General features: G+C 65.1%; 23 protein-coding genes. 12 read left to right on the plus strand and 11 right to left on the minus strand.

Features of this window, described 5'->3' with window-relative positions; translation table 11 throughout:
- Positions 1-75: 75 nt before the first annotated feature.
- Positions 76-906, minus strand: a complete 831-nt coding sequence (locus tag ACXAJV_RS13550; protein ID WP_475085957.1) for a penicillin-binding transpeptidase domain-containing protein — start codon at positions 904-906, stop codon at positions 76-78.
- Positions 907-1,074: 168 nt separating this feature from the next.
- On the opposite strand from ACXAJV_RS13550, the gene ACXAJV_RS13555 reads away from it, so the two are divergent.
- Positions 1,075-1,470: a hypothetical protein gene (locus ACXAJV_RS13555; protein ID WP_475085958.1), complete on the plus strand. Its 396-nt coding sequence runs from the start codon at positions 1,075-1,077 to the stop codon at positions 1,468-1,470.
- A 28-nt stretch (positions 1,471-1,498) separates the two neighbouring features.
- On the opposite strand, the gene ACXAJV_RS13560 is transcribed toward ACXAJV_RS13555, so the two are convergent.
- On the minus strand, positions 1,499-1,927 hold the full coding sequence (locus ACXAJV_RS13560) for a hypothetical protein (RefSeq protein ID WP_475085959.1): 429 nt from the start codon (positions 1,925-1,927) through the stop codon (positions 1,499-1,501).
- A gap of 125 nt (positions 1,928-2,052) precedes the next feature.
- On the opposite strand from ACXAJV_RS13560, the gene ACXAJV_RS13565 reads away from it, so the two are divergent.
- From ACXAJV_RS13565 to ACXAJV_RS13580, 4 genes are all read left to right on the plus strand, one after another.
- Positions 2,053-2,631, plus strand: coding sequence for an RNA polymerase sigma factor (locus tag ACXAJV_RS13565; RefSeq protein ID WP_475085960.1), 579 nt, complete (start codon positions 2,053-2,055; stop codon positions 2,629-2,631).
- Positions 2,618-3,007, plus strand: coding sequence for a DUF6768 family protein (locus ACXAJV_RS13570; RefSeq protein WP_475085961.1), 390 nt, complete (start codon positions 2,618-2,620; stop codon positions 3,005-3,007). The genes ACXAJV_RS13565 and ACXAJV_RS13570 overlap by 14 nt, the downstream gene beginning before the upstream one ends.
- A 161-nt stretch (positions 3,008-3,168) precedes the next feature.
- Entirely contained in the window at positions 3,169-4,056 is an 888-nt protein-coding gene (rpoH, locus tag ACXAJV_RS13575; RefSeq protein WP_475085962.1) for an RNA polymerase sigma factor RpoH, read from the plus strand.
- Positions 4,057-4,188: 132 nt separating this feature from the next.
- Positions 4,189-5,292: a DUF481 domain-containing protein gene (locus tag ACXAJV_RS13580; protein ID WP_475085963.1), complete on the plus strand. Its 1,104-nt coding sequence runs from the start codon at positions 4,189-4,191 to the stop codon at positions 5,290-5,292.
- A 23-nt stretch (positions 5,293-5,315) separates the two neighbouring features.
- Here the strand turns inward: ACXAJV_RS13580 and ACXAJV_RS13585 are convergent, their stop codons facing one another.
- Positions 5,316-6,002: a lysoplasmalogenase gene (locus ACXAJV_RS13585; protein ID WP_475085964.1), complete on the minus strand. Its 687-nt coding sequence runs from the start codon at positions 6,000-6,002 to the stop codon at positions 5,316-5,318.
- A gap of 67 nt (positions 6,003-6,069) precedes the next feature.
- Here ACXAJV_RS13585 and ACXAJV_RS13590 point away from each other — a divergent pair, with 67 nt between their 5' ends.
- A complete protein-coding gene (locus ACXAJV_RS13590; RefSeq protein ID WP_475085965.1) occupies positions 6,070-7,317 on the plus strand; it encodes an alpha/beta hydrolase-fold protein in 1,248 nt (415 codons plus the stop codon).
- Positions 7,318-7,489: 172 nt separating this feature from the next.
- Here the strand turns inward: ACXAJV_RS13590 and ACXAJV_RS13595 are convergent, their stop codons facing one another.
- A complete protein-coding gene (locus tag ACXAJV_RS13595) occupies positions 7,490-8,788 on the minus strand; it encodes a trypsin-like serine peptidase (RefSeq protein ID WP_475085966.1) in 1,299 nt (432 codons plus the stop codon).
- 189 nt (positions 8,789-8,977) lie between these two features.
- Between ACXAJV_RS13595 and ACXAJV_RS13600 the strand changes: the two genes are divergently transcribed.
- Positions 8,978-9,409, plus strand: coding sequence for a hypothetical protein (locus tag ACXAJV_RS13600; RefSeq protein WP_475085967.1), 432 nt, complete (start codon positions 8,978-8,980; stop codon positions 9,407-9,409).
- Here the strand turns inward: ACXAJV_RS13600 and ACXAJV_RS13605 are convergent.
- The 5 genes from ACXAJV_RS13605 to ACXAJV_RS13625 all read right to left on the minus strand — a co-directional run bounded on the left by ACXAJV_RS13605 (position 9,406) and on the right by ACXAJV_RS13625 (position 14,683).
- Positions 9,406-10,230, minus strand: coding sequence for a PhzF family phenazine biosynthesis protein (locus tag ACXAJV_RS13605; RefSeq protein ID WP_475085968.1), 825 nt, complete (start codon positions 10,228-10,230; stop codon positions 9,406-9,408). The genes ACXAJV_RS13600 and ACXAJV_RS13605 overlap by 4 nt on opposite strands.
- 6 nt (positions 10,231-10,236) lie before the next feature.
- Complete coding sequence (locus ACXAJV_RS13610; protein WP_475085969.1) at positions 10,237-11,076, minus strand: thioredoxin family protein; 840 nt, start codon at positions 11,074-11,076, stop codon at positions 10,237-10,239.
- 97 nt (positions 11,077-11,173) lie between these two features.
- Positions 11,174-12,958 (minus strand): ABC transporter ATP-binding protein, encoded by a 1,785-nt coding sequence (locus ACXAJV_RS13615; RefSeq protein ID WP_475085970.1) that lies wholly within the window; start codon positions 12,956-12,958, stop codon positions 11,174-11,176.
- Between the two features lie 312 nt (positions 12,959-13,270).
- Positions 13,271-14,194, minus strand: coding sequence for a thioesterase family protein (locus ACXAJV_RS13620; protein ID WP_475085971.1), 924 nt, complete (start codon positions 14,192-14,194; stop codon positions 13,271-13,273).
- Between the two features lie 30 nt (positions 14,195-14,224).
- A complete protein-coding gene (locus ACXAJV_RS13625) occupies positions 14,225-14,683 on the minus strand; it encodes a transcriptional repressor (RefSeq protein WP_475085972.1) in 459 nt (152 codons plus the stop codon).
- 84 nt (positions 14,684-14,767) lie between these two features.
- Between ACXAJV_RS13625 and ACXAJV_RS13630 the strand changes: the two genes are divergently transcribed.
- The 4 genes from ACXAJV_RS13630 (at position 14,768) to ACXAJV_RS13645 (ending at position 20,974) form a co-directional block, all read left to right on the plus strand.
- Complete coding sequence (locus ACXAJV_RS13630) at positions 14,768-16,984, plus strand: TonB-dependent receptor (protein ID WP_475085973.1); 2,217 nt, start codon at positions 14,768-14,770, stop codon at positions 16,982-16,984.
- A gap of 135 nt (positions 16,985-17,119) precedes the next feature.
- Positions 17,120-17,740 (plus strand): OmpW/AlkL family protein, encoded by a 621-nt coding sequence (locus ACXAJV_RS13635; protein ID WP_475085974.1) that lies wholly within the window; start codon positions 17,120-17,122, stop codon positions 17,738-17,740.
- A 167-nt stretch (positions 17,741-17,907) separates the two neighbouring features.
- The gene (locus ACXAJV_RS13640) at positions 17,908-18,693 is read left to right on the plus strand and encodes a SapC family protein (RefSeq protein ID WP_475085975.1); all 786 of its coding nucleotides are present in this window, start codon (positions 17,908-17,910) and stop codon (positions 18,691-18,693) included.
- 157 nt (positions 18,694-18,850) lie between these two features.
- Entirely contained in the window at positions 18,851-20,974 is a 2,124-nt protein-coding gene (locus ACXAJV_RS13645) for a protein-disulfide reductase DsbD family protein (RefSeq protein WP_475085976.1), read from the plus strand.
- Here the strand turns inward: ACXAJV_RS13645 and ACXAJV_RS13650 are convergent.
- Entirely contained in the window at positions 20,971-21,447 is a 477-nt protein-coding gene (locus ACXAJV_RS13650) for a hypothetical protein (RefSeq protein WP_475085977.1), read from the minus strand. The two genes, ACXAJV_RS13645 and ACXAJV_RS13650, sit on opposite strands and share 4 nt — an antisense overlap.
- 189 nt (positions 21,448-21,636) lie before the next feature.
- On the opposite strand from ACXAJV_RS13650, the gene hisS reads away from it, so the two are divergent.
- Positions 21,637-23,115 (plus strand): histidine--tRNA ligase, encoded by a 1,479-nt coding sequence (hisS, locus tag ACXAJV_RS13655; protein ID WP_475085978.1) that lies wholly within the window; start codon positions 21,637-21,639, stop codon positions 23,113-23,115.
- Between the two features lie 255 nt (positions 23,116-23,370).
- On the opposite strand, the gene ACXAJV_RS13660 is transcribed toward hisS, so the two are convergent.
- Entirely contained in the window at positions 23,371-24,513 is a 1,143-nt protein-coding gene (locus ACXAJV_RS13660; RefSeq protein ID WP_475085979.1) for a hypothetical protein, read from the minus strand.
- Positions 24,514-24,698 lie beyond the last annotated feature (185 nt).

Genomic DNA, 24,698 nt, shown 5'->3' on the forward strand with positions numbered 1-24,698 from the left:
AGCGGGAAGGCCCGGTGCCCCCTACGTCCCAAACGCCACTCGGTGTTTCCGCTTCCCGATACCCTGTTCAGCCCGTTATTCCGTCCTCGCGGGCAGAGCCCCCAGAGCTGCCAGCGCCGCGTGAGCGGCCGGCCGGCGCCGGGCGACATCGGCGCGTTCCGGCATGTCCATGTTCAGTGCAAAGGCCCAGGTTTCGCCGGGGCGTTCCACCCAGCCGACATACCAGCCCGTATCCACCGCCGCCTCGCGGAAACGCCAGCCTGTCTTGGTGTAGAGCGTCCAGGGGCCGCGATGATCCTCGCCCGTGGCGGCCTGCATCATGGTGCGGGCCTGCGCCATGGTGTCCGCAGACACCGGCAGCCGGTCCAGCGCCAGGCGTTCCAGAAAATCCACCTGTTCGCGGGCGGAGATCTCCAGCGGTCCGTCCAGCCAGTATTGCGTCAGGTCGGCCTCGCCGCCGATCGTTTCATTGCCATAGTCGAACCGGTCCAGCCAGGCCGCCATGACCTCGCCGCCCAGCGTGGCGGTCATGCGCTGATAGACCCACACTGCCGAGACACGGAAAGCGCTGGTCATCGTGTGATCCTGGTTCCAGACATCGAATTCACGCATCCGGCCATCCCATTCGAAAGGCGTGTCCGGGCCGGCGAAGCCGGTTTCCAGCGCGATCAGCGTGTGCGGGATTTTCGAGGTCGAGGCCGGCGGGAAACGGATCGCGCTGCGGTCCGCATTCACCACCCATTCCGCACCGTCCTCGAGGCGGCGGGCGATGAAGGTCGCGGTTTGTGCATCGACCCCGGCGCTGGCGAGGGCGGCGTCGAGATCCGGCGAGGCCGGCTGGGCGGCGGCCGGTGCGGCGTGAAACAGCGCCAGCGCGGCGGCGATGGCGATAACGGGTGTGCGCATGTGAAGTATCCCCTGCTTGATTGGCGATGGCCTTGTGCTGTCGTGGGCAGGCAAATTTGCGGCGCGGGCGCGGCCTTGTCAGGGTTTTGTCAGGGCGGCCGGTTTACACCGGGCGTTAATGCATCCTGTGCTAGCGTCGGCCATGGATGCCCATAAGGAGGTGTCGCCATGGCCAAGACGATGACATCGAGCTATCGCCGGATCTCGGACCATTTCGAGCCGGATCTGGTCGAAGATCCCGCCGAGCAGCGCAAGCGCCGCGGCCATCTCGAACAGATCGACTATACGGTCTTTGCCGCCAATCAGGCCGTGATGAACAAGACGATCCACTCGATCGGGATCGAGGATTTTCAGAACCTCGCCCTGTCGGCCTCCAAGGCACGCAGCGCCTGGGTCGATGCCGCCATGGCTGCTGCCCGCTCGCGTTCGCCCCTCACTGAGGAAGAGGTGAAACGCCTCTCCATGCTGCGCGCGGCCTATGACGAATTGTCCGAAGCCTATGAGGCCATGCGGCGCATGGTCGAGCGCGGCTATCTCCAGTTCAAACCGCCGGTACCGAAATAGGTCCGGGCGGGCCGGGCAAGGCTACCGCTCACTGGTCGGGCTGTCGCGTCCGCGGGCGCCGGTTTGCCGGTTCCGGCTGCGGCCGGGTCTGACGCGCCGGAGCTGCGCTGCTCTGCTGCCCGTTCTGTGCCGGATCGTTCCGGACTTCCCAACCCGGATCGCCGCCGCCCAGATTCTGGGTGTCCACACCGGCGCCATTGCCCGGCTGGACTTCCCAACCCGGGTCTCCACCGCCCAGATTATTGCTGTCTTCGGTGAGGTCGCCGCGCTGCCGGACTTCCCAACCCGGATCGCCGCCGCCCAGCTGATTGGGCTCCGGTGCCGTGACCGGCCTTCCGGCCGTGCGGTCGGGGGTCTGCGCGGGCTGGGGGCCGGCAGGGGGCTGCCGGGTTTGTGCTTCGGCAGAAACGCCCCAACCCGCCGCGAGCAGGGATACCAGTACGGTTCGCATGATCATGATAGACTCTCCCCTTCAAGAGCAGCCTAGACGAGGTGGGCTGCAACCGCGAGTCCGACGTATTGAACCGGATCCTCGCCCGGGCGCACCCTTGTCCGGAACCGGAGAGGACACCACCCGTCAGCATGCGCGACCGCAAACGCATTCTCAGCGAGTATCTCGTGATCTGCGCCCAAGGCGGAGACCGGGCGGCGTTCAGCCGTCTTGCCCGGCTTTGGCAGGCGGGTTTGATGCGTCATGCCGGCCGCCTCACGGACACGCGGTCCGACGCCGAAGATGTGATGCAGGACGCCTGGCTGGACATTTGTCGTGGACTCAAGCGCTTGCGGGCGCCCGGCGCCTTTCCGGCCTGGGCGTGGCGCATCGTGTCTCGCAAGGCGGCCGCGCGGGTCCGTACCCGGCAGGGAGAGCGCCATCTGGCACAGCAGCTGGAAGGCGAATGGGCCGGCAATCGCGTTGACGGAGAAGCTGTTGCCGAAGTGGCGACCGATCTGGCGACCGTCCGTACCGCCATGGCCCGTTTGCCCGAGGCCCAGCGCATCGCCCTGGCGATGCACCACCAGGACGGGCTGACGATCTCGGAAATTGCCGTCGCGCTCGGTGTTCCCGCCGGTACCGTGAAGACACGCCTCATGCATGCGCGACGAAAGGTCCGCGCGGCACTTGAACCTGACAGAGAAGGAGACAGTGATGACACGAAATGACAGTGAACTCGACGCACTCATCGCTGAGGCGCTTGATGCGGACGACCGTGCATTGCACGAGGAATTCGGCCGTGAACCTGGCTATTTCAGTCAGGCGCTGGGCCTGTTCCAGGGGCGTCTCGCCTGGGTCATGTGGGTCGCCTATATCGTCAACATCATCGGCGCGGCGGTCGCCGTCTGGGCGGCCTGGAAAATGTTTCAGACCGAAGATGTCGTTATGACGATCCGCTGGGCCTTGCTGGTCCTCGTATCGCTCAATATCGGCCTGTTCATGAAGTCCGGCCTGGGCAACCAGATGATGACCAATCGCACCCTGCGCGAGATCAAGCGTCTGGAACTCCAGATCGCCCGCGGACGTTCGATGGGGAAAGCCTGAGTGCCCGGCTCGGTCATTCACGAATGACAGTCATGCACATCACAGCACTGTGAGGGGCTAACATTCGGCGTACTCCGTTCCTACATAGGGTCCGGACGCGGCATCCGGGGGGCGTGAAAATGACGCATGCCCGCAGGCTGCCGAAGGGATAGGATGTCATCATGGCCAATGCAGTTTCAGTCGCGCTCTCGCCCGAACAGGGGCTTTCAAGCTATCTGGCGGAGATCCGCCGTTTCCCCATGCTGTCCAAGGATGAGGAATTCATGCTGGGCAAGCGCTGGCGCGAGCACGAGGATTCCCAGGCCGCCGAGAAGCTGGTGACCTCCCACCTGCGTCTCGTCGCCAAGATCGCCATGGGCTATCGCGGCTATGGCCTGCCGGTCGCCGAGGTGATCTCGGAAGGCAATGTCGGCCTGATGCAGGCGGTCAAGAAATTCGATCCGGAAAAGGGTTTCCGCCTGGCGACCTACGCCATGTGGTGGATCCGCGCCTCGATCCAGGAATACATCCTGCGGTCCTGGTCGCTGGTGAAGATGGGCACGACCGCCGCCCAGAAGAAGCTGTTCTTCAACCTGCGCCGCATGAAGAGCCAGATGCAGGCCCTGGAAGAGGGTGACCTCAAACCGGAACAGGTCGAGGCGATCGCCACCAAGCTGGGCGTGACCACCGAGGATGTCGTGTCGATGAATGGCCGTCTGTCCGGTCCGGATGCCTCTCTCAATGCGCCGCTGCGCGGCACCGAGGGTGAGGGACAGTGGCAGGACTGGCTGGCCGATGATGGTGCGGAAAGCCAGGAAGACGAGCTGGTTCAGTCCGACGAGTTCGACACCCGCATGACGCTGCTGCAATCGGCCATGGGCGAGCTCAATGAACGTGAACAGCACATTCTTCAGGAACGCCGCCTGACCGAAGAACCCAAGACGCTGGAAGAACTGGCCGACCAGTATGGCGTGTCGCGCGAGCGTATTCGCCAGATCGAGGTCCGCGCCTTTGAAAAGCTGCAGAAGGCCATGAAGTCCATGGCGTCTGAACAGGGTCTTCTCAACTAGAGCGTTTTGCGCGAAAGCGGACACGGTATCTGCGCTTTGAAGATGCGCTGATTGAGCATCCTTTTTCGCTGTGCATGTCTGGACCTGATAGCCACTGGCCGTTAGGTCTGCATGCACACGAAAGGTTTGCGTATGCGCGTTCGCTTGATTCCGCTTGTTGGGGCGGCGGTATTGCTTTGTCCGCCGGTGGCTCATGCCGAACTGTCCCGCGAATACCGGGCCCTGCTGGCTGCGGCCGATGTGCGCCAGGACGACGCGGAATTCCTCGCCACGGCCGATCTGATCGCGACGGTCACGCCGGGTGGCCGTGCCGATGTGCGCGCGGCCGTCGCCGAACTGCTGCCACGCCGTCTCGATGTGTTGCGCGCCTGGGACCAGACCGCCCGCGACACGGTCGCTCTGGAGCCGGAAATCGTCCAGGCCGCCCGCCGCGGCACACCGCAAGTTTCCATCGTCGATGCTCCGGAAACGGATGATGAGCGCGCGGCGCCTGCATCGGGTGCGGGGGCTGACAGCGCCGGAAGCGACACCGGCGCGGCCGAGGCCGCACCGGAAGTAGTCCGGCGCTGGCCCGGCCGCCTGGACTGGTTCCATCCTCATCACTGGGATGGCCGCGCCAAGGCGGGCCTTGCCGTCGATAGCGGAAATACCGATCAGACCAATTACTCGATGGCGCTGGAGTTCAGCCGGCCGCTCAATGGCGGCTGGGGCTTTGATGGCAAGACGGAATATTTCTACACCGAGAACGACGGCGAGGTGACGCGCGACCGCTGGCTGGTCGAGGCCCGTGGCGAACGCCCGACGGTCGATGCCTGGAGCTTCTATCTCGGTTCCAGTTATGAGCAGGACCGCATGTCCGGCTTCGACTACACCGCTGTCCTGTCGGCTGGTGCGACGCTGCACGCGCTCGATGACAACCGTTCTAGCTGGGTCCTGCGCGCCGGTCCCGGCGCCCGCCACCGTGTGCCCACCGATGAGGGCGGGGTGACGCAATGGGTGCTCGAACTGGGCTCTGTCTATGATTTTGCGGTCACGGAAACCGCGCAATTCTCCTCGGAGACCACGCTTCTGGCCGGGCCGGCCTCACGCGCCGAACAGCGCTTCAAGCTGACCACCGCGATCAGCGAGGACTGGGGCCTGGAACTGGGCTATCGCGTCAAGCACGAATTCGACGCCCAGCCCGGCCGCGAGGAGACCGACAGCCGGCTGGACTTCTCGATCGTGCACGAATTCTAGGCGTTCACGAGCGTGCCGTGCGGCTATACCGGCGTCTGCCGGGCGGGCCGTCCGTTCTCCAGTACAAGTCCCAGCGCGATGCCGGCCTGGCCGAGATAGTATGTTACCCACACCACCGGGCCGGCCCATTCCAGATAGCCGGTGAACAGGCGCACGGCGAGCACGCTGTCGGAGACGAGGAAGAGGAGGGCGCCGGCTGTGGCCAGCGCCGGCACGCGGCCGATCACGGCAAGCACGGTCATCACCAGGATGATGCCGTTATAGATCGAGGCCGGCAGCTGGAGATCGCCGAAATAGGGCTGCAGCCAGCCCAGCATCACCACGCCATAGGCCGCCAGGGCGAGCGCCGCGATCCGCGACCAGCCGCTGCGGCCGCCATCTTCCAGCCGGATGCGGGCGAACAGGAAGATATAAACCAGATGGCCGAGGCCGAAGGCGGCAATGCCGAGCGGCAGCTGCGCCGGTTCCAGCGCCAGGAAGGTATCGCCCAGCGATCCCAGGAAGAGACCCAGTGCGAGGATGCGATGTCCGTGGATAAAGGCGAACACGGCCAGCAGTACGATGCCGGCGGCCTTGATCGCCACATCGGCCGGGTAGGGGGCGGAAAGGCCAAAATCGTCAAACAGGTAGGCCAGGGCAAACACGGACGACAGGGCCAGGATGATCTGCGACAGGCGGTCGCCGGCCAGCGTGCGAAGCGTGGATGTCATTGCCTGTCTCCCCTCTAGGCTGCAACAGGCTAGACTGGCCGGCGCGGCGGCAAAAGGTCTGTTTGGCATGTGGGCAAGATGGGGATGGGGTCTGGTCGCGCTCGTCCTGTTGTGCACGGCGCCCCTGAGCGCGCAGCCGCCGCAGGCTGTCGCTTCTGCAATCGCGATGCTGGACGAACGCCCCCATGCCGGGGAGGAGGTCTGGCGCGGTCTGTCGGCTCACAGCCTGCCCCTCATCGAGCGCCACCCCGGCAACGACGCGCTTGCCCGCGTCACCTTCGTTTTCAAGACGGCACCTTCGGTCAGCGGCGTCCGGCTCGACAGTGTCATCGCCGCCCCGCACGCCCGCCAGCCGGTCACCGATTATATCGAGGACTTCACCCTGCCGCTCCGCAGCATCGGCGAAACCGGCATCTGGTGGATCACGCTCGACGTGCCGCGCGAGATCGAGGCGGTCTACTCCTTCCTCGTTTTCGATGGCGAGCGCTGGCAGCGCCGGTCCGATCCGCACAATCCGCGGCATCTGCGCGGATCCGGAGCCGAGGCGGTCCTGCGTCTCGACCAGGCCCCCGATCCGGCGCCGCAGCGGCCCTGGCCGTCGCGCCACCAGCGCGAGCCGGAATATCTCGATCTGGAGAGTGGCGCCCTGGACAGACGGGTCACCGTGCAGCTCTACCGCAGCCCTGATGCGACCGCTATGTCACCCTTATTGGTGGTCTATGATGCCTTTCTGTGGGGTGTGCGTGCGCCCGCCTGGGAGATCGCCGCCAACCTTGCGGCAGCAGGTGATATCCCGCCGGTCAACCTCGTCCTGATCGACCAGCTGGACCCGGTCAGCGAGACCCGGCGCTATGACGACCAGGTCCGCTTCCTCGCCGACGAACTCCTGCCTGCACTGGCGCATCAGGGGCTCGAACCGTCGCCGGATCATGTCATCCTGGCCGGTGCCTCACGCCGCGGCCTCGCTGCCGCCCGCGCCGCCCTGCAGCGGCCGGAGGTGTTTGGCGGGGTGATCTCGCTGTCGGGCTCGTTCTACTGGGCACCGGAGGGGGAGGCGGCGGAATGGCTGGGCCGCGACCTGCCGCCGGCCGGATCCGGAGCCCCGCGTTTCTACCTGGCCGCCGGACAGCTGGAATATGTCGAGACCAGCACCAATGGCGGCCATGTCATGCTGGACGCCAACCGCCGTTTCGGCGACGCCCTGGCGGCCGCCGGCTATGAAGTCCGGCTGGAGATATTTCCCGGCGGACACGACATTGCCGGCTGGCGCCATGCGCTGGCAGACGGCCTGGTCGTGCTTCTGGGGGAAGAGTGAGGAGCACAGGGCTCGCCCCGCTTGCGGGGAAGCCGCCCGCGTCAGCGGACTGAGGGGGCGGAGCAGAGCACTGCAGAGCGCGTCAGCGCGCATTCCCTCACCCCCTTCGACCTCACCCGGCTCTTGGCGGGGTTCGGCCACTTCCCCCGCTCACGCAGGAGAAGCCCTGTTGTTATTTCGGCGGTTTGCCGGGGCCGCGCGGGCGCGGGCTCTCATTGCCGATCCGTCCGGCGATGAAATCGTCCAGATAGGGCAGCCAGCCTTCCGAGCGCGTGGCGATATAGATCATCGGGCCGCCGGGGTTGGACCGGAAATTCGAGTCGGTCGCGACGATGAAATACTCATCCCCTTCGCGCACCATGAAGGGCGAGCCCGAGTCGCCGCGGGTGGTGTCGCAATTGTGGGCCATGGTGTTGTCGTTGAAGACCTCGACCATGTGACAGCCCAGATTGCCTGACAGGTGGGTGCCGGTGTCCCAGCTATAGCCAGCCTGGAAGAGGTCGGCCGACAGTGCCCGACGGGACCCGAGCGTGTCGATCAGACCGCGGGCTCCGACATGACCCAGCTCGGCACCGAGCGGACGGTCGATGCGCAGCAACGCCCAGTCGGTTCCGTCCAGATCATCGGTCGAGGAAAAGCGCTCCTCATCCCAGTCGGGCGAATTGAAATAGTCGATCACCCGCGCTTCCAGCGGACCGCCCTCGCGGGCATAGGCCGTGCGGAAGACGCCGCGCGCATCCAGCCGGCCCTCCTCGCTGATGCAATGCGAGGCGGTGATCAGCACCGTGTCGGCGATCAGCGTCGCCGTGCAGGCGCCCCCGGCGTCGAAATCGACCTGGCCGATCACGGTCCAGGGGAAGACGGAGGTGTCCATGAAGACCCGGTCGTCATGGCCGAAATAGTGGTCATTGATCCCCATCGGGCGGTCGCGGCCGACGCAGTCGGCCCGGTCGGTGCGTTCGGCGCAGGTGCCGTCACCGACGCCGGGCTCGTTGCACACTCCGTCGAAGGCGGTCTCGCAGCTGTCATTGCGGAAGCGCAGATGGATGATCTCGCCGCAATCATTCAGGTCCGTTGCCTGGGTGCAGGCGCCGGTGCCGAAGCCCGGCTCGTCGCACTCGCCATCATCGGCCCAGCGGCAGGAATTGTCCTCGACCCCCTCCACGATGCGCCAGCAGTCGGAATAGTCCGTGCCGCGTTCACAGGCGCCGGTGCCGATGCCGGGATCGTCGCACTCGCCATCATTGGCCCACTGGCAGGTGTCATCGCCGGTATAGCCGCTCGCCGCGGGCGTCGCGCCGGGCTTGGGCGGCTTGCCCTGGAGCCAGCGGGACAGGTCGCGGCTGGACAGGCGTCCGGCGTCTGGCGACGGCGCTCCGGCCAGGGCCGGCTCGTCCCGCACATCCTGGGCAGTGGCCAGTGGCGAGACGGCAAACAACAAGGCAGCAGCAATCCAGACGCGACGTTTCATGACTTTCCTGTCCCCCAAATGCTCAGGCGCTTATCCGCCAGTTCAGCGGTAAAACCAAGTGTCACCCTGATTATCAGAGCGCCACAAAGATGACCGTCCCCTGAACAGGGCATTCAAGCCAGGTTCGGATCGGCTGTGGCTGTATGGCGGACGAGGAGGGCACCGACCTGACTGGAAAGGACTGAGATCATGATCGGTATCAAGACCATAGCCGCTGCCCTGGCACTTTCGACCGTCGGCAGCATTTCCGTCGCCGGCGCGGCCCAGGCGGATACCTGGGTGCTCAACGCGTCCGCGTGCCCTGATTTGCGCGAAGACCGCCGCGACCGCCGCCACAATTCGGGCCGGGGTGACCGGCGCGAAGACTTCAGGGACAGCCGGGTGATCGACTGTCCGCCGCGCGCCTGGCGCTATGAAGCCGGCCGCCGGGACCGCCACTATGGCCACCCGCGCTATGAGCGCAGCCGTTACGCCTCGCCGGGCCTGGTCTACCGTTCGCGCGATGGCGGTTTCTACGTCGCCGACCGGCACGGCCGCCGCCAGTGGATCGATGTGCGGATCGAATATCCGCGCGGTCGCCACTATGACCGCCCGCATGGCCGCCCGTACCGAGGTTACTAGGTGTCCGGCAGAATGATTGCACCGTCCAGATAGCGGGGCGCGTGGCCGTGGAAGGTGACGCGCCCTGCGGCCGGTTCCACTTCGAGCCGGCCTGGGCGGGGGCCGATCTGGCGGGCCGTCAGACGGGCCTCGCCCAGGCGATCCGCCCAGTAGGGTGCGAGAGAGCAGTGGGCGGAACCGGTGACCGGATCTTCGTCAACGCCTGAAGCCGGCGCAAAGAAGCGCGAGACGAAGTCGACCGCGTCGCCGGGCGCCGTGATGATCACATTCTTGCCGATGGTGCGAAGCTGTCCGAGATCGGGGCGGACGTCCCGCACGGTATCTTCCTCCGCCAGAACCCACATCTGATAGCGCGCACCGTGAATGCGCTCGATGTCGAACACCGCGTCCAGCTCGTGGCCGGACAGGCCAAGCGCGTTGCGTGTCGCGGTATCCGGCTTGCCGGGCTGAAAGCCGACCTGCGGCAGATCCATCGTGAAACCGGCCGTGCTGCGGCTGACGCTCAAAGGGCCGGAGCGCGTCTGGAAATGCGCCGTGTCGCCACGCACGGCACCGGTCTCCAGCAGTACCGCGCCGGCTGCGAATGTGGCGTGGCCGCACAGATCGACTTCGACCGCCGGCGTGAACCAGCGCAGATCCCACTGGTCCTTGCCGCGTGGGACAACGAAGGCCGTTTCGGACAGGTTGTTGGAATTGGCGATCCCGGCGAGGACAGCGTCGTCAGGAAAGGCGCCCATCACGCAGACACCGGCCGGATTGCCGCTGAACGGGACGTCCGGATCGGCGAAGGCGTGGATTTCGTAATAGGGCAGTCGTGTCATCGGGCGTTACCAGACAGATGAGACATGCGGCTCGAAATCGAGCGCGAGATCGGGTTCGTCAGCATCCAGCGCGGCCACGGTCTCGATGGTCACCGGGGCATCGCCGGCACGCGCGCTCAGCGCTCCGGCGACCAGGCTGCGGGCGCGTGACTGCAGCCGGCTGATTTGGCGCGGCAGCGCCCGCCGCCAGGCTTCCACCTCGCCGTCCAGCGCGTCGAAATTCTCCGGCCGATCGGAGGCGGGGAGGGCACGCCAGGCGGCGATATCGCGGTAGGCTCCGGCGAGGCGCGCGGCCTCCTCGTCCTCGAAGACCTCGATCTCCAGCAGCATGGCCTGGTAGGTCAGCGAACCTTCCAGCAGGCCAGCCGAGGCCGGGCCCTGATCCGCCCATTTGGCAAACCAGGCACGCGCCTCCTCGACCGGTGTCGAGGCCGCGCTCGACCAGTCATTGCGGGCCTCGCGGTTCAGCAGGATTTCCTCATCGGGATCGACGACCAGGACGGTCGGCGTCGCATAGAGCGCGGCAATGCCGAACCGGGCGGCCACGTCCTGGTTTTCATTGCGCCAGTCCACATCGATGAAGCGGGTCACATAGGACTGTTCCAGCGTGGCCGCGAGCTCGGGGTCCTCGAAATGATGCGCCAGCCCTCGGCTGTCATGGCACCAGTTCGCACCGAGAACCAGCAATAGGCGCTTATCCTCGTTTCGCGCCTGCGCCAGTGCGGCATCGACCTCCGGCATGGCGTCGTAATTGCCGTCGAAAGGCCGCGGATGGTTGTCCTCGGCCGCAGCGGCCGCGGGCATGAGGAAAAGCAGGAAGCCGAGCACGGCGGCAGTGATGCGCATGGATCGAACCTTGTTGCTGAGCGCGCCCAGAAAAGCACGCGGCGAAGGCCGGGACCAGCGCGGTGACCATCCTCCCCCGCTGCGGGGGAGGATGGTGCTAACCCGCAGCCAGTGCCGCCAGACGGGCATAGATGCCGTCATCATTGGCGGCCAGCTCGTCATGCGTGCCCTGTTCCACCACGCGGCCACGATCGAAGACCAGGATGCGGTCGGCATCGCGGATGGTCGACAGGCGGTGGGCGATGAGGATGGTCGTGCGGCCGGCCATCACCGCTTCCATTGCTGCCTGCACATCGCGCTCGGTCTCGTTGTCGAGGCTGGAGGTCGCCTCGTCGAGAATGAGGATCGGCGCATCCGCCAGGATCGCCCGGGCAATCGCCACACGCTGGCGCTCGCCACCCGAGAGCTTCACACCCCGTTCGCCGACCAGCGTGTCATAACCTTGCGGCAGGCGCCGGATGAAGGCGTCGGCATGGGCGGCTTTCGCTGCCTCCACCACCTCGTCCACGGAACAGTCCGGCCGGCCATAGGCGATGTTCTCCGCGATCGAGCGGTGGAACAGCGCCGGGTCCTGGGGCACCAGGGCGATATGGCGGCGCAGGCTGTCCTGGCGCACATCGCGCACATCCTGGCCGTCGATGATCACGCAGCCATCGTCGACGTCGTAGAGACGTTGGACCAGTTTGACGAAGGTCGACTTGCCCGACCCGGTCGGGCCAACCAGTGCCACCTTTTCCCCGGGCCGGATGGCGATGGAGAAGTCGGTGTAGAGCGGGCGGTCCTGACCGGTATAGGTGAAGTCGACATGGTCGAAGCGGATCGCGCCCCTGGACGGGCGGAAGGCCTTCGCTTCGGCACGGTCCTCGACCTCGCTCTCCTGCAGGTCGAAAATCGCCAGGTCCTGGATCTCGTCCATGCTCTTCTGGACCTGCTGCACCTGTTCGCCGAAGCGGCGCATATAGCCGGCCACGATCATGTAGGCGGTCAGCGCTGCCGTGACATCGCCGGCCGTCGCCGCACCGCGCGACCATTGCCAGACCAGCAGGCCCACGAGGGCCGCCTGCATGGACAGGTCGGTGACGATATTGACCAGCCAGGAATTGACGAAGCGCAGCCAGGTCTTCTTCGCTTCGGCACGCCAGCGCCAGGCAAGTGCGTGGAAGCGCGCGTCCTCTCGGGTCTCGGCGCCGAAAGCCTTCACCGTGGCAATCCCGCCGACCGCATCCGCCAGCGCGCCGCCGATCTGGCTGTCCAGCGCGTTCGAGCGGATGTTCTGCGGGCGGATATAATAGCGGCTCAGCACCAGGGTGGACGCTACGAAAGCGGCCATCACGCACAACACGACGAGGCCGACCAGCGGCCAGCGCGCAGCCATCACGGCGGCGATGCCGAGCATGACCGCCACCGACGGCGCGACGCCGAAGATGATGTTCATGGTCAGATTGTCATAGGCCCACATGCCGCGCGTCACCTTGCGCACGACCGAGCCGGCGAAAGTGTTGGCGTGCCAGTCCAGCGAGAAGCGCTGCACCTTGGAAAAGGCTTCCGAGGTCAGGTCGGCCATGTTCGCCGAGGAGAAGGGAACTTCACAACGCGAAGCCAGCTGGCGGAAGGCGTAGAATACCACAGCTACGCCCAGATAGAGCGCGAAGGCGGGCCAGGGTGTCCCGGCATCCGGCCCGGCGGCCAGCGTGTCGATCAGGCGGCCGGCGGCGAGCGGGATCATAAGCTCGGTGATGGTTGCCAGCGTCATGAAGCTGATCATGCCGGTCAGCAGCCATGGGCGGCGGGCCCACTGGCGGCCGAGATAGGCCAGAACCTGGGTGTTCTTCAGCGCGCGCGTGCGCGGCATTTCATTTTCGTCGTCGAGAAAGTCGGACATGGCAGCGTCGGAGCCCCTTTGTGGAGGGTGGGGCAATCCGTCCTCATGAACTTGATCATCCGGGAAAAGCGAAGGGCGGGCGCAATGGATAACCCGTGGACCGTTCCCGCATCGCGCGGGTCGGGCTGTCGACGGGACCAGGCAGCGCGCCGGCTACCTGCTTTCCTAGATGTATCGTGTCATGGATCTGCTCACTTGTGCCGATTGATCCGGGAGGGCTGCGTAGCCGCTCGCGCCGGCAAGGGCAAGTTTCGCCGGCGCGCTTTTCGCGTTTGAAGGGAGGAGTGTGGCCTGCCGGGCACAGGGGGGCGATCAGGCTTCCAGGCCATGGGTGCAGGCAGCCTCGAGTGCCTGCAAAATTTCCGGGGAAGCAGGCAGGAGTTTGCGGGCATCAAGATCCATGGGGGCCGCGACGCCTTCCATGGTCCACCACGGACGGCCGGTCTCAGCTTCCAGCACCCAGTGTACGAGATTGCGGACCTTGGGGCCGGCAGATTTGAGCCCCGAGCGCACCACAAACCCGTCGCCGGCCCGCGCCCAGCGCCAAGGCCGGATCCGGCACTCCAGCAAGGCCCCGCCGACATTGCCGCCGCCGCTTGCATGCATGGCGTATTCTTCGGGGAGTGCCGCCGCGAAATTGGTCACGCTGTCGGAAATGCGGCCGAGCAGGAATTCCAGACGCATGCGGCCGAAGGCATCCATTTCCTCAATGCCGAAGCGGCCACGCCCGATCTGTTGCAGACCCAGCGCATCGGCCTTTGCGAGACTGGCCTCGGTGCCGGGGCTTGTGTCCAGCTTGATGCCGCGCGGTGCCGCAAAATCCGGACAATCGACGGCGAGCCGGTCGGCCCGGCTGGCGAAACGGCGTGGCCAGGCGAAGTCATGCCCGTCCTGCGGGGCGGCATGGCCCAGGAGGATCCGGAAACTCGCGGCCGGAACACCTGACCCGGAATGGCGCATCACAAGAATCGCGGTCGCACCGGACACGGTGTGATCGATAAGGCCGCCCTCGATATAAACCGGCGCGCCGGGATGGGCCTCGGCGAGGAAGCGGATATGTATGTCGCGGGCGATGAGCGTGGCTGACGCGTCGGCACGATGGACGGGATTGAGCCCGGCCTCCTCGGCCAGATTGGCGACAGCCTGGGCGGCCTTGGCGAGATAGAAGCGCACATTCATGTGCCCCAGCTCGTCGCATTCCCAGGCATTCACGGCGCCGCGCCAGAGTTCGATCATCGCGGGATTTTCCGGTCCGGATAAAAGGGGTCAGTGCTTGCAGTTGCCGCAATGGCCGAAATGCTCGACCACAGAACGTTCGATCACGAAGCCTGCGGGCATGTTCACCGGATCGGGCGCGCCATGCCGCTCTTCAACATTTCCGCAATCGGAGCAGATGAAGAGTTCGGCGCCGCCATCATCATGAGCATGCGAGCAACCGACAAAGGCATTCAGCGCCTCGACCTTGTGCACGAGGCCGGCCGCCATCAGAAAATCAAGGGCACGGTAAACCGTGGGCGGCTTGGCGGCGCCCGGCCCTGGCTTGAGCGCTTCGAGCAGGTCGTAGGCCTTTACCGGCGCGTCGGCTTCCAGAACCAGTTCGAGCACGCGGCGCCGCACGGGCGTGAGTTTTTCGCCCCGCTCGACGCAGTGCGTTTCAGCGGCTTCAAGGGCCCGGGAGAGAGAATCACGAGTCATCTGACGGTTATTTAATCGCAGTCCGGCCATTTTCACACCCCGAGGGATTGTCGCATAAAGGATGTTATAATATCACCGCCCGCAATTGTGTTGTTATTACATTGCGGGGATATCATGCGTAAGCTTCTTGCCACCACCAGCTCGCTGCTTGTGCTCGGCCTCGTGACCGGCGCGCCGGCATGGGCCCAGACGCATTCTGACGGCGATCGCGAGGACGCCGATGTCATCGTCGTGACGTCCCAGCCGCTCGGCGTGACGGCCGATGAAGTTGTCGGCGCTGTGGAAGTGGTCGACCGGCGCCATCTTGAAGACAATCTGTCCGGCTCGCTGGCCGACACGATCGCGCACGAGCCGGGTGTCTCGACGACCTATTTCGGTCCGGCGGCCAGCCGCCCGGTGATCCGCGGTCTCGGTTCCGACCGTGTGCGGGTGCTGGTTAACGGCGTTGGCCTGATCGATGCCTCCACCAATTCCCCCGACCACGCTGTGGCGTCCGAAGCGCTTGAGGCGGAAAGCGTCGAAATCCTGCGCGGTCCGGCCGCCATCGCCTATGGCGGCGGCGCGATCGGCGGCGTGGTCAACGTGATCGACGGCCGCATTCCCGAAGAGCGCGCCGAGGATGGTCTGGATGGCCGCTTCTACGCGTCGATGACTTCGGTCGATGAAGGCGAGACGGCCGCCGGCCGGGTCCGCTTCAACGCCGGCGAGTTCGTCATCAATCTCGAAGCGCTCACGCGGACCGCCGACAATTACGACATTCCCGGCTATGCCGAGTCCGACCTGTTCCGCCTGTTCGAGGAAGCCGAGCACGAGCATGAGGACGAGGATCACGACGATCATGAAGACGAAGATCATGACGATGATCATGATGAGGAGCATGATCACGAGCACGAGGAAGAAGAGCCTCCCTACGGCTCCGTCGAGAATTCGCGCCTCGACTTCTCTTCGGCCTCGGCTGGCATTTCCTGGGTCGGTGACAATGGCTTTTTCGGTTTTTCCATCAAGCAGACCGACGCACGTTATGGGGTTCCGGGACACGCTCATGCCCACGAGGAGCATGAGGACGAGGACCATGACGATGAAGACCATGATGACGAGGATCATGATCACGACGAAGATCATGACCACGAGCATGAAGACGAACACGAGCACGGCGAAGAAACCGTCCGCATCGACCTCGAACAGACCCGTTATGATCTGCGTGGCGAATGGCGCGACCTGGGCGACCATATCGAACGCATCCGCTTCTCCTTCGGCATCGGCAGCTATGAGCATGTCGAACTGGAAGGCGACGAAGTCGGCACCCGCTTCACCAATGATGGCTGGGAAGGCCGTATCGAGGCCCGTCACACGCCTGTAGAGCTCTGGGGTGGCAATTGGGAAGGCGCGATCGGCCTGCAGGCTTTCAATCGCGACTTCGAAGCCGCCGGCGAGGAAGCCTATGTCCCGCCGTCGGAGACGTCCGACTGGGGTCTGTTCATCGTCGAGCGCCTCGATCTGGAAAGCTGGGGTCTTGAGGGCGGGCTGCGCCTGGAGAACCGGGAACTCGACACGCCGACGCAAAGCCGCGACTTCGATACGCAAAGCTTCTCGGGTTCCGTCTTCGCCCGTCCGGTCCGCGATACCTTCGTTTCGCTGACCCTGTCGTCCAGCGAACGGGCGCCGACCGATGTCGAACTTTTTGCCGACGGTCCGCACGTGGCAACGCGCTCCTACGAGACCGGCAATGCGGCGCTGGACGTCGAAAGGGCACTGTCCGCGGAAATCACCGCTCGCACCTCGATCGGTGAGTGGGATCTGGAAGGCTCCATCTTCCGCGCCGACTATGACGGCTTCATCGCGTCCTTCCCGACGGGTGAGGAAGAGGATGGTTTCCCGGTCTATGAATACCGCCAGGAAGATGCCGTGCTCAGCGGTTTCGAAGGCCGTATCGAAGGCCCGCTGGGCTCGGTCGGCGTGTTCGACCTGTCCGGCGAGCTGACCGGCGAATATGTCCGCGGCGAGCTCGACGATGGTGGCAACCTGCCGCGCATCCCGCCGCTCTCCTTCACCGCGGGCGTAACGGCCAGCACGGCCCGTCACAATCTGCACCTGGAAGCCGAATGGGCCGATGTGCAGGATGAGACGGCCATCGAGGAGCTGAAGACCCAGAGCTATGTACTGGTGAATGCGCGCTGGACGATGGAACCTTTCGATGATCGCGGCATGCGCATCGTGCTGGAAGGCCGGAATCTGACCGACCAGGAAGCGCGTGTGCACACCTCGGTCCTCAAGGACATGGTGCCGCTGCCGGGCCGTAATTTCCGGGCGGCTCTCGTCCTCGATTTCTGATAGGCGTCCCTCCGCCTGACGCCCTGCGTCAGCCTGCCGCGCGGCAGGCTGACGCGCGGCGAAACGCGCACTTCTGACACGCGTGAAGTGGGTCCAGAAAGTCCCCAAGTTTTCTAGGGACGAAAGGACAGACCCATGAAACGCCTCCTTCTGAGTGCCATCGCAACCAGCCTTCTCGCTGCCGCGCCCGCCGCCGCCGAACAGGGCGACTGGCTGATCCGCCTGCGCGGTCTGCATGTCATGCCGAACGAGGGGGCCACGATCGATCCGATCGGCGGCGATGTCGACATCGACACCTCGATCGTGCCGGAGCTGGACATCTCCTACTTCATCCAGGACAACTGGGCCGTCGAGCTCATCCTGGGCGTCACGCCGCACGACGTCTCCGCCGTCGGCACCAGCGTGGGGAATGTCGATCTGGGTGATGTCACCTTGCTGCCGCCGACCCTGACGCTGCAATACCATTTCAATCCGGAAGGCACGGTGCGGCCTTATTTCGGTGCCGGCGTCAACTACACCACCTTCTTCAACGAAGACCTGCCCAGCGGGTCCGCGCTGTCGACCATCGACTATGACGACAGCTTCGGTCTGGCCGCCCAGGCCGGGCTGGACTACGCGCTCGAAAATGGCTGGCTGGTCAACTTCGATGTGAAATATGTCGACATCAATACCGACGTTCTCATTGATGGCGCGATTTCCGCCGACGTCGATATCGACCCGGTGATCTTCGGAATCGGCATTGGCCGCACGTTCTAGGCCGGACATTCCAAGATCTCGCGGCTCTTGTAGCGAGTGCCGGGCCCGTCTCCCTCCGGGCCCGGCATTTTTCTTGCGTGAAGTTTATCGATCTGCCTGCGCCGATGCGTTGCCGCATCTGGGCATATCCGCTATCTAGCGCCCGAAGAACTGAAGGGGTTTGTTCCATGGCCGATGCACCCGCTACCGAGCCGCGTCTCACGGGTTCCGTCCCGCTCTACAAGAATGTGGAGCCGCTGAACCGGCAGAAGCACAAGAATTATGGCGTCAAGACTGTCGCCAATCCGTTTTCCTTCCTGAAGGACTGGCATTTCGTGCCGGCCATCAGCCCGGAATTCTCGTTTGCCTGCGGCAGCTATCCGATCATCTTCCTCGGCGAGCGCAAGATGCCGGTGCTGGTGATGGGCCTGCGTCAGGGCTCCAATGTTTTCGTGACCGGCGAAGGCCAGTTCGACAACGAGCACTACATTCCGGCCTATGTGCGCCGCTACCCGTTCGTCAGCGCCACGAACCCGAACGACCAGGCGTCGACGGTCTGTGTCGATCTGGACGCCGAGTTTGTGGTTTCGGAGAATCCGGAGCGCCCCTTCTTTAACGAAGATGGCGAACCGTCCGACTACACCAAACAGGCCATCGACTTCGTGTCGGCGTTCGAAAACGACGCTCGTACCACTGAAGCCTTCGTTGAGCGCCTGATCGCCCTCGACCTGCTTGAGCAGAAAGACGTCAAGGTTGCCAACCCGCAGGATCCGCAGAACCCGGTTACGGTCGCGGAATACTGGGGCGTTTCCAACGAGAAGTTCGCGGCTCTGCCGGCAGCCAAGCTCGAGGAAATGATGGGTAATGGCGATCTGACCGCTGTCATGTCCCACCTGATCTCGCTGCAGCGCTGGGATCGCATCCTGCGCCGTACATCGCAGCTCGGCCAGGCCCAGGCTCCGGCTCAGGCCTGATCGGACCATCGCGTTCCCAACAAGACGGCCGCGCCCCATGGGTGCGGCCGTTTTGCATTTTTACATCACCATTTCGGGAGCCCGGTTCGAACTCCGGCGAAATCCGCCTATATCGGTGTTTCGAAAGGGTCATCGGCCATCCTGCGAGGTTCCATCCATGCGTTTCGTCCTGTTCGTCCTGATACTGCTCGGCCTGGGGGCCAGGGCGGATGCCCAGCCGGCCTGGGCCAGCGGTGAACCGATCGTCGAGGCCCGCCTCGTTTCCGAACTCGCGCAGGCCGAACCCGGACAAACCTTCCATATCGGTCTGCACCAGGTCATGCTGGAGGGTTGGCACACCTACTGGCGCAATCCGGGTGATAATGGCTTGCCGGTCGAGATCGACTGGACCGCGCCTGCGGGGGTGAGCATCGGCGAGATCGTCTGGCCGGCTCCGATCGAACTGCCGCTGACCGACGAGATCATGGACTATGGCTACAAGGGCGAAGTCACCCTGCCCATGCCGGTTACCATCGATCCGGGCTTTGCCGGCGACAGTGTGACCCTGATTGCCGATGCGACCTGGCTGGTGTGCGAGGACATCTGCATTCCCGAGGAGAGCACGCTGGAACTGACCGTGCCGGTCGGAGCCGCGTCCGACCGCGATGAAGCGGGATACTGGACGATCCGCGCAGCGCTCGACGCCGAGCCGATGCTCGCCGACGATCTCGATGCGCAAATGGGGCTGACCTCCGGCCATGTGGTGCTCGATCTGGGCGGCGGCGATCTGGTCCGCGATGCCGTCGAGTGGCGCAATCTGCGCTTCTTCCCCTACGAAGCCGGCCTGATCCGTCATGCAGGGCCGCAGGACGTCCAGCGCGATGGCGAGCGTGTTCTGCTGGTCATGGAGCCGGGCTATGCGGCCGATGACAAGCTGCAATCGGCCCGGGGCGGGGTCTTGTCCTATGACGTGAATGCCGGCGGGCGCTGGCAGCGCCACGCGGTTGCGGTGTCTCCCGAACCGGCCAGCCGGGCGCCGGCCATCGCCGCGGCAAGTGAGGGCATTGCCGGCGAAGACAGCCTGCCGCCCAACCTGCCCTGGCTTTTCGTTCTGGCCTTTGGCGGCGGTCTCATTCTCAACCTGATGCCCTGCGTCTTCCCGATCCTGTCGATCAAGGTGCTGAAATTCGTCCAGGTTGCTCATTCCGATGCCGGACAGGTGCGCCAGCAGGGGCTGTTCTTCCTCGCAGGCGTTCTTGCCAGCTTTGTCGGCCTTGCGGCTCTCCTGGTCGGCTTGCGCGAATTCGGCCTGCCGGTCGGCTGGGGCTTCCAGCTGCAGGTACCGGTGGTGGTTGCGGTGCTGGCGCTACTGCTCTTTGCCATCGGTCTCAACCTGCTCGGCGCCTTCGAATTCGGTACCCGGCTGATGGGGCTGGGCTCCGGCCTGACCGAGAAGCCGGGCTGGCGCGGCGCCTTCTTCACCGGTGTCCTGGCCGTCGTCGTGGCGGCGCCCTGTGTCGGTCCGCTCGCTGCCGGTGCGCTGGGGCTGGCCCTGACCCAGCCCACGCCGGTCGTCCTGGCCGTCGCAGCGGCGCTGGGCCTCGGCCTGGCGGCGCCCTTCGTACTGTTCAGCTTCTTTCCGGCGCTGTTGCGCCTTCTGCCCCGGCCAGGTGAGTGGATGGTGGTTTTCCGCCAGGCGCTGGCCTTCCCGATGTTCGCTTCGGTGATCTGGCTGCTCTGGGTGTTGTCGATCCAATCCGGTCCCACGGGCGTCCTGCTGGCCGGGATTGCCATGGTCGCGCTGGGGCTGGCCGTGTGGGCCAATCGCGGTAATGGCGGCGTCTGGAAGTCGGTCGCCTTTGTGGCGCTGGCCGTCAGCGTGACGAGCACGGTCTGGGTAGCACGCATCCCGGAAGCGGCGGCTGTACAGACAGCCTCCGGAGGTGAACGTTTCGAGTCCTGGTCGCAGGCGCGGGTCGAGGAATTGCGCGCCGAGGGGCGTGCCGTCTTCGTCGATGTCACGGCCGCCTGGTGCGTGACCTGCCAGGTCAACAAGCTGCGTGTGCTGCATACCGATGACATCCAGGCTGCCTTCGACCGCTTTGACGTCGCGCAATTGCGGGCCGACTGGACAAATCGTGACGAGACGATCGCCGCACTGATCGCCGAGCATGGCCAGGCCGGTGTGCCGCTCTACCTGCTCTACCCGGTCGGTGGCGGTCCGGCGCAGGTGCTGCCGACGGTGCTAACGAAATCGGGTCTGGAAAGGGCGCTCGACCAGGCCTCGCGCCGCAACAGCTAGCCGGCGCGGCTGGCGGCCGGACAGCTTGCGGGCAGTTCGATCCCGCTCAGATCGGTATCGCTGTCGACGGCCGGGGCAATCTCGCTGGCATCGCGCATCAGGTCGGCCAGGGCCGAATAGATATGCGCCTGTTCGGCCGCCGTTTCCGCGGTGTTCAGCGCGCCCAGACGGCGCTCGGCATCGGCCGACATGCCACGGAAGATGCAGCGCAGGTCGATCGGACCTCCGGCTGCATCGATCTGCCGGCTCAGCATCAGGGCCTCGACGGAGAATTGTTCCAGCTCGAAGCCGAACGGATCCTCGATATCCAGCGGATGTGCGGGCGCGGCCGGGCGTTGCGCGGCGGCTTGCGACCGCGCCGAGGCCTCGCTGCCCAGGCGGGCGGCGAAGTCGGCAAAGTCCTGCCCCGGTCCGGCATGGGCTTGGGCGCAGAGCGCGGTCGCGGCGAGGGCGGCGAACAGGATCTGACGCATTATGGCATGGCTCCGGTTACAATTGCTGCAATCCTGGCAGTAAGGCCTTGATTTCCCGTGAACGTGTCGCAAATCCCGGACCAGTCCTGCTATCACGGGTTCACAGAGCGCCGTTTGGTATGGAAAACAGCGCTGTCAGGCGCGCAGGGCCCGGGGCGATCCCGGTCCGCCCGCATCCGGAGAGACACCATGAGCAAGCAGAAGACCTTCCGTCCGAAGGCTCGCCGCCCGCGCGGCTTCGAGGATCGCACCGGTTCGACCCTGCGGGTCGAGCGGCATCTCGTCGAGTGTGCGAGCCGGGTCTACGACGATTGGGGTTTCGAACCGCTGATGACGCCGGCTTTTGAATACGCCGACGCGCTGGGCAAATTCCTGCCGGACGAGGAGCGACCGAATGAGGGCGTCTTCGCGATGGAGGATGATGACGGCCAGTGGATGGCGCTGCGCTATGACCACACCGCACCGCTGGCGCGCTTCGTCGCCGAGAACTTCCAGGACCTCAACAAGCCCTATCGCCGCTATCAGGCGGGCGATGTCTGGCGCAATGAAAAACCGGGCCCGGGCCGGTTCCGCCAGTTCGTGCAATGTGATGCCGATACGGTCGGCTCGTCCAATCCGGCTTCGGATGCCGAGATGATCGCCCTGGCCGCCGAAGTGATGCGCGAGGTCGGCCTGAAGGACGGCGACTATGTCATCCGCGTCAATGACCGGCGTGTGCTGGACGGGGTGCTGGAGAGCATCGGTGCGTCCGATCCCGACCGCCGCATGCGTGTTCTGCGTGCCGCTGACAAGCTGGACCGGCTGGGCCGGGATGGCGTCGCCGCGCTGCTGGGGGAGGGCCGCAAGGACGAGTCCGGCGATTTCACCGAAGGCGCCAGGCTGGACACGGCCGGTATCGACACTGTGCTGAATTTCCTGGACGCGACCGGCGGCAGCCGTGAGGCCGTGATCGCGCGGCTGGAGCCGCTGGTGGGGACGTCTGAGACTGGCAAGGCCGGTCTCGCCGCGCTGTCGGAAATCCATGCCGTCCTCGGCGCCATCGGTGTCGACGAGACCCGTGCGGCTTTCGATCCGTCCATCGTGCGCGGGCTGGGCTATTACACCGGTCCCGTCTTCGAAGCCGAGCTGCTCGCCCAGGCGACTTATGACGACGGCAAGCCGATCCAGTTCGGCTCGGTCGGCGGCGGCGGACGTTATGACGACCTCGTTGCCCGCTTTACCGGCCAGGCCGTGCCGGCCACCGGCTTCTCATTCGGCGTCAGCCGTTTTGCGGCGGCGCTGTCTGCGCTGGGTCTGACGGGTGAGGCAGCAGAAAAGCCGCTCGTCGTCGTCGTGGCGTCCGAAAAAGATCGCTCGGCGGACTATCTCAAGATGGCGGCGGAGCTGCGCGCGGCCGGGTTCCGCGCCGAGGCCTTTGTCGGCGGTGGGAATATGGGCAAGCAGATGAAATATGCCGACCGTCGCGGTGCGGTGGCTGCCGTGATCGTCGGGTCCGAAGAACGCGAACAGGGCCTGGTCACGATCAAGGATCTCAAGCTGGGTGCGCGCCTGGCAGCGGATATCAGCGACAATCGTCAGTGGAGGGAGGAACAGCCCGCCCAGCAGACGGTCGCTCGTGACGCCTGGATCGCTGCAGTTAAAGAGGTTTCCGGCCGCGACCGGTCCTAGGGATGTTTGCGGCAAACCGCGGATGGTTGCGAGAAAACGCTAAAGATTGGGGTTGACGTAACTTGGTGGCCACGTAAACGTAGGTGCAGGACACGGGCCTGACCGTCCTGTCCCTTTGGCGTTTCGGGGAGGAGACGCCCTTTATCGACCAACCGTTATCTCGAGGCTGGCCCTGCGCCAGCCTCTTTTTTTGTACGCAAAAGAAAAACGGGCCGGAAAACCGGCCCGCTTCTCATCATTCGTTCTGCGACTCGGCTATTCGTCGTCGCGGCTCTGGAATTCGAGAATCACGACGCGTTCGCCGTCATCGGTCTCGATCACGCGGTGCTCCCGGCCGCCTTCCAGACGCAGGCGTTCGACGTGCCGGCGCACGCGGTCGCGCCCGGAGTCGCCGGCGAGCCGGTCGGCTTCCAGACGATTGAGCCAGTCGATCAGGGCGTCGCCGGTCTGCTCCTCGCCATCGACCCAGACGCGGCGGCGGCCGTCATCATCCTGTTCGATCCGCACGCTGCTGTTCTCGTGCAGGTCGAGGCGCTCGGTCCGCTCCCGCCAGGCCAGGGCCCGGCGGCGGCTTTCATCGGCGCGGACAGCTTCGTCCTCGCGGCGGCGGATGATCTCGATCCTGCGGCGTTCGCGCTCGGCATCCCGGGCGGCGCGGGCGATATCGCGTTCGGCACGGGCCATGTCGCGTTCGGCTTCGCGCAGTTCGATCCGGACGCGGCGCCGTTCGCTTTCCATCTCGCGCTCGACCTCGGCCAGCTCGATGCGGACATCGGCCATCGCCTCGCGGATTTCCTCGCGAGCTTCGCGCAGGTCTTCGCGGATCTCGGCCTGTTCCTCAGGCGTCAGGTCGTTCCAGTTGCCGTCACGGTGGAAGTCCCCGCGCTCCAGATTGGCCAGAGCCTCTTCAAGCGAGCGCATGACCTCGGCCTGTATATCTTCGCGATCGAACTCGACCTCGACGTCAAAGTCGGCAGTCAGCTCTGTCTGCATGCGGGCCAGGTGTTCTGCACGCTCGGCCATGTGAGCGGCGAACTCGGTATCGAAGGCCATTTCGAAATCCCGTTCGACGACGCGGATATCGCCTTCGCCGACGATGATCACGCTGTCGGCACCGGCCTCGATCCGTTCGCCGTCGACGGTGACCACGCCACCGGCAATTTCGACCGTCTGGCCGTCAATGCGCAGCGTGGTGTCGCGGCCGTCGCGCTCCATGTGGATCGTACGTTCACCGTTCTCGCCGCGGATCTCCACCACCGGCCCGCGGCCCTCGGCATTCATGAGAACCTGGTGCCCGTCGCTGACCAGGATACGCGTATGCTGCTTGTCGTCGTCGATGGCCCAGGCGGCTGCGCTCAGAGTGGCGATCGCGCCGCCGGCCAGAAGAATGCGTTTCATGTTAATCCCTCGCTGAAGGCCCCTTGTGAGCGCCTAATCTGGCAGGCCATGCCTTACGGTGCCTGTGCGGCCGTCTGAATATTTCGTCACACTCTTGCCGCAATCCGGACCCGGGAAAAGTCCGCGAAAGAAAAAGGCGCGGCAGCCGAAATCGGCTCGCCGCGCCAGTCATGGTTAGGGGCCGC

The sequence above is a fragment of the Maricaulis sp. ABE4_448 genome (assembly GCF_056160825.1).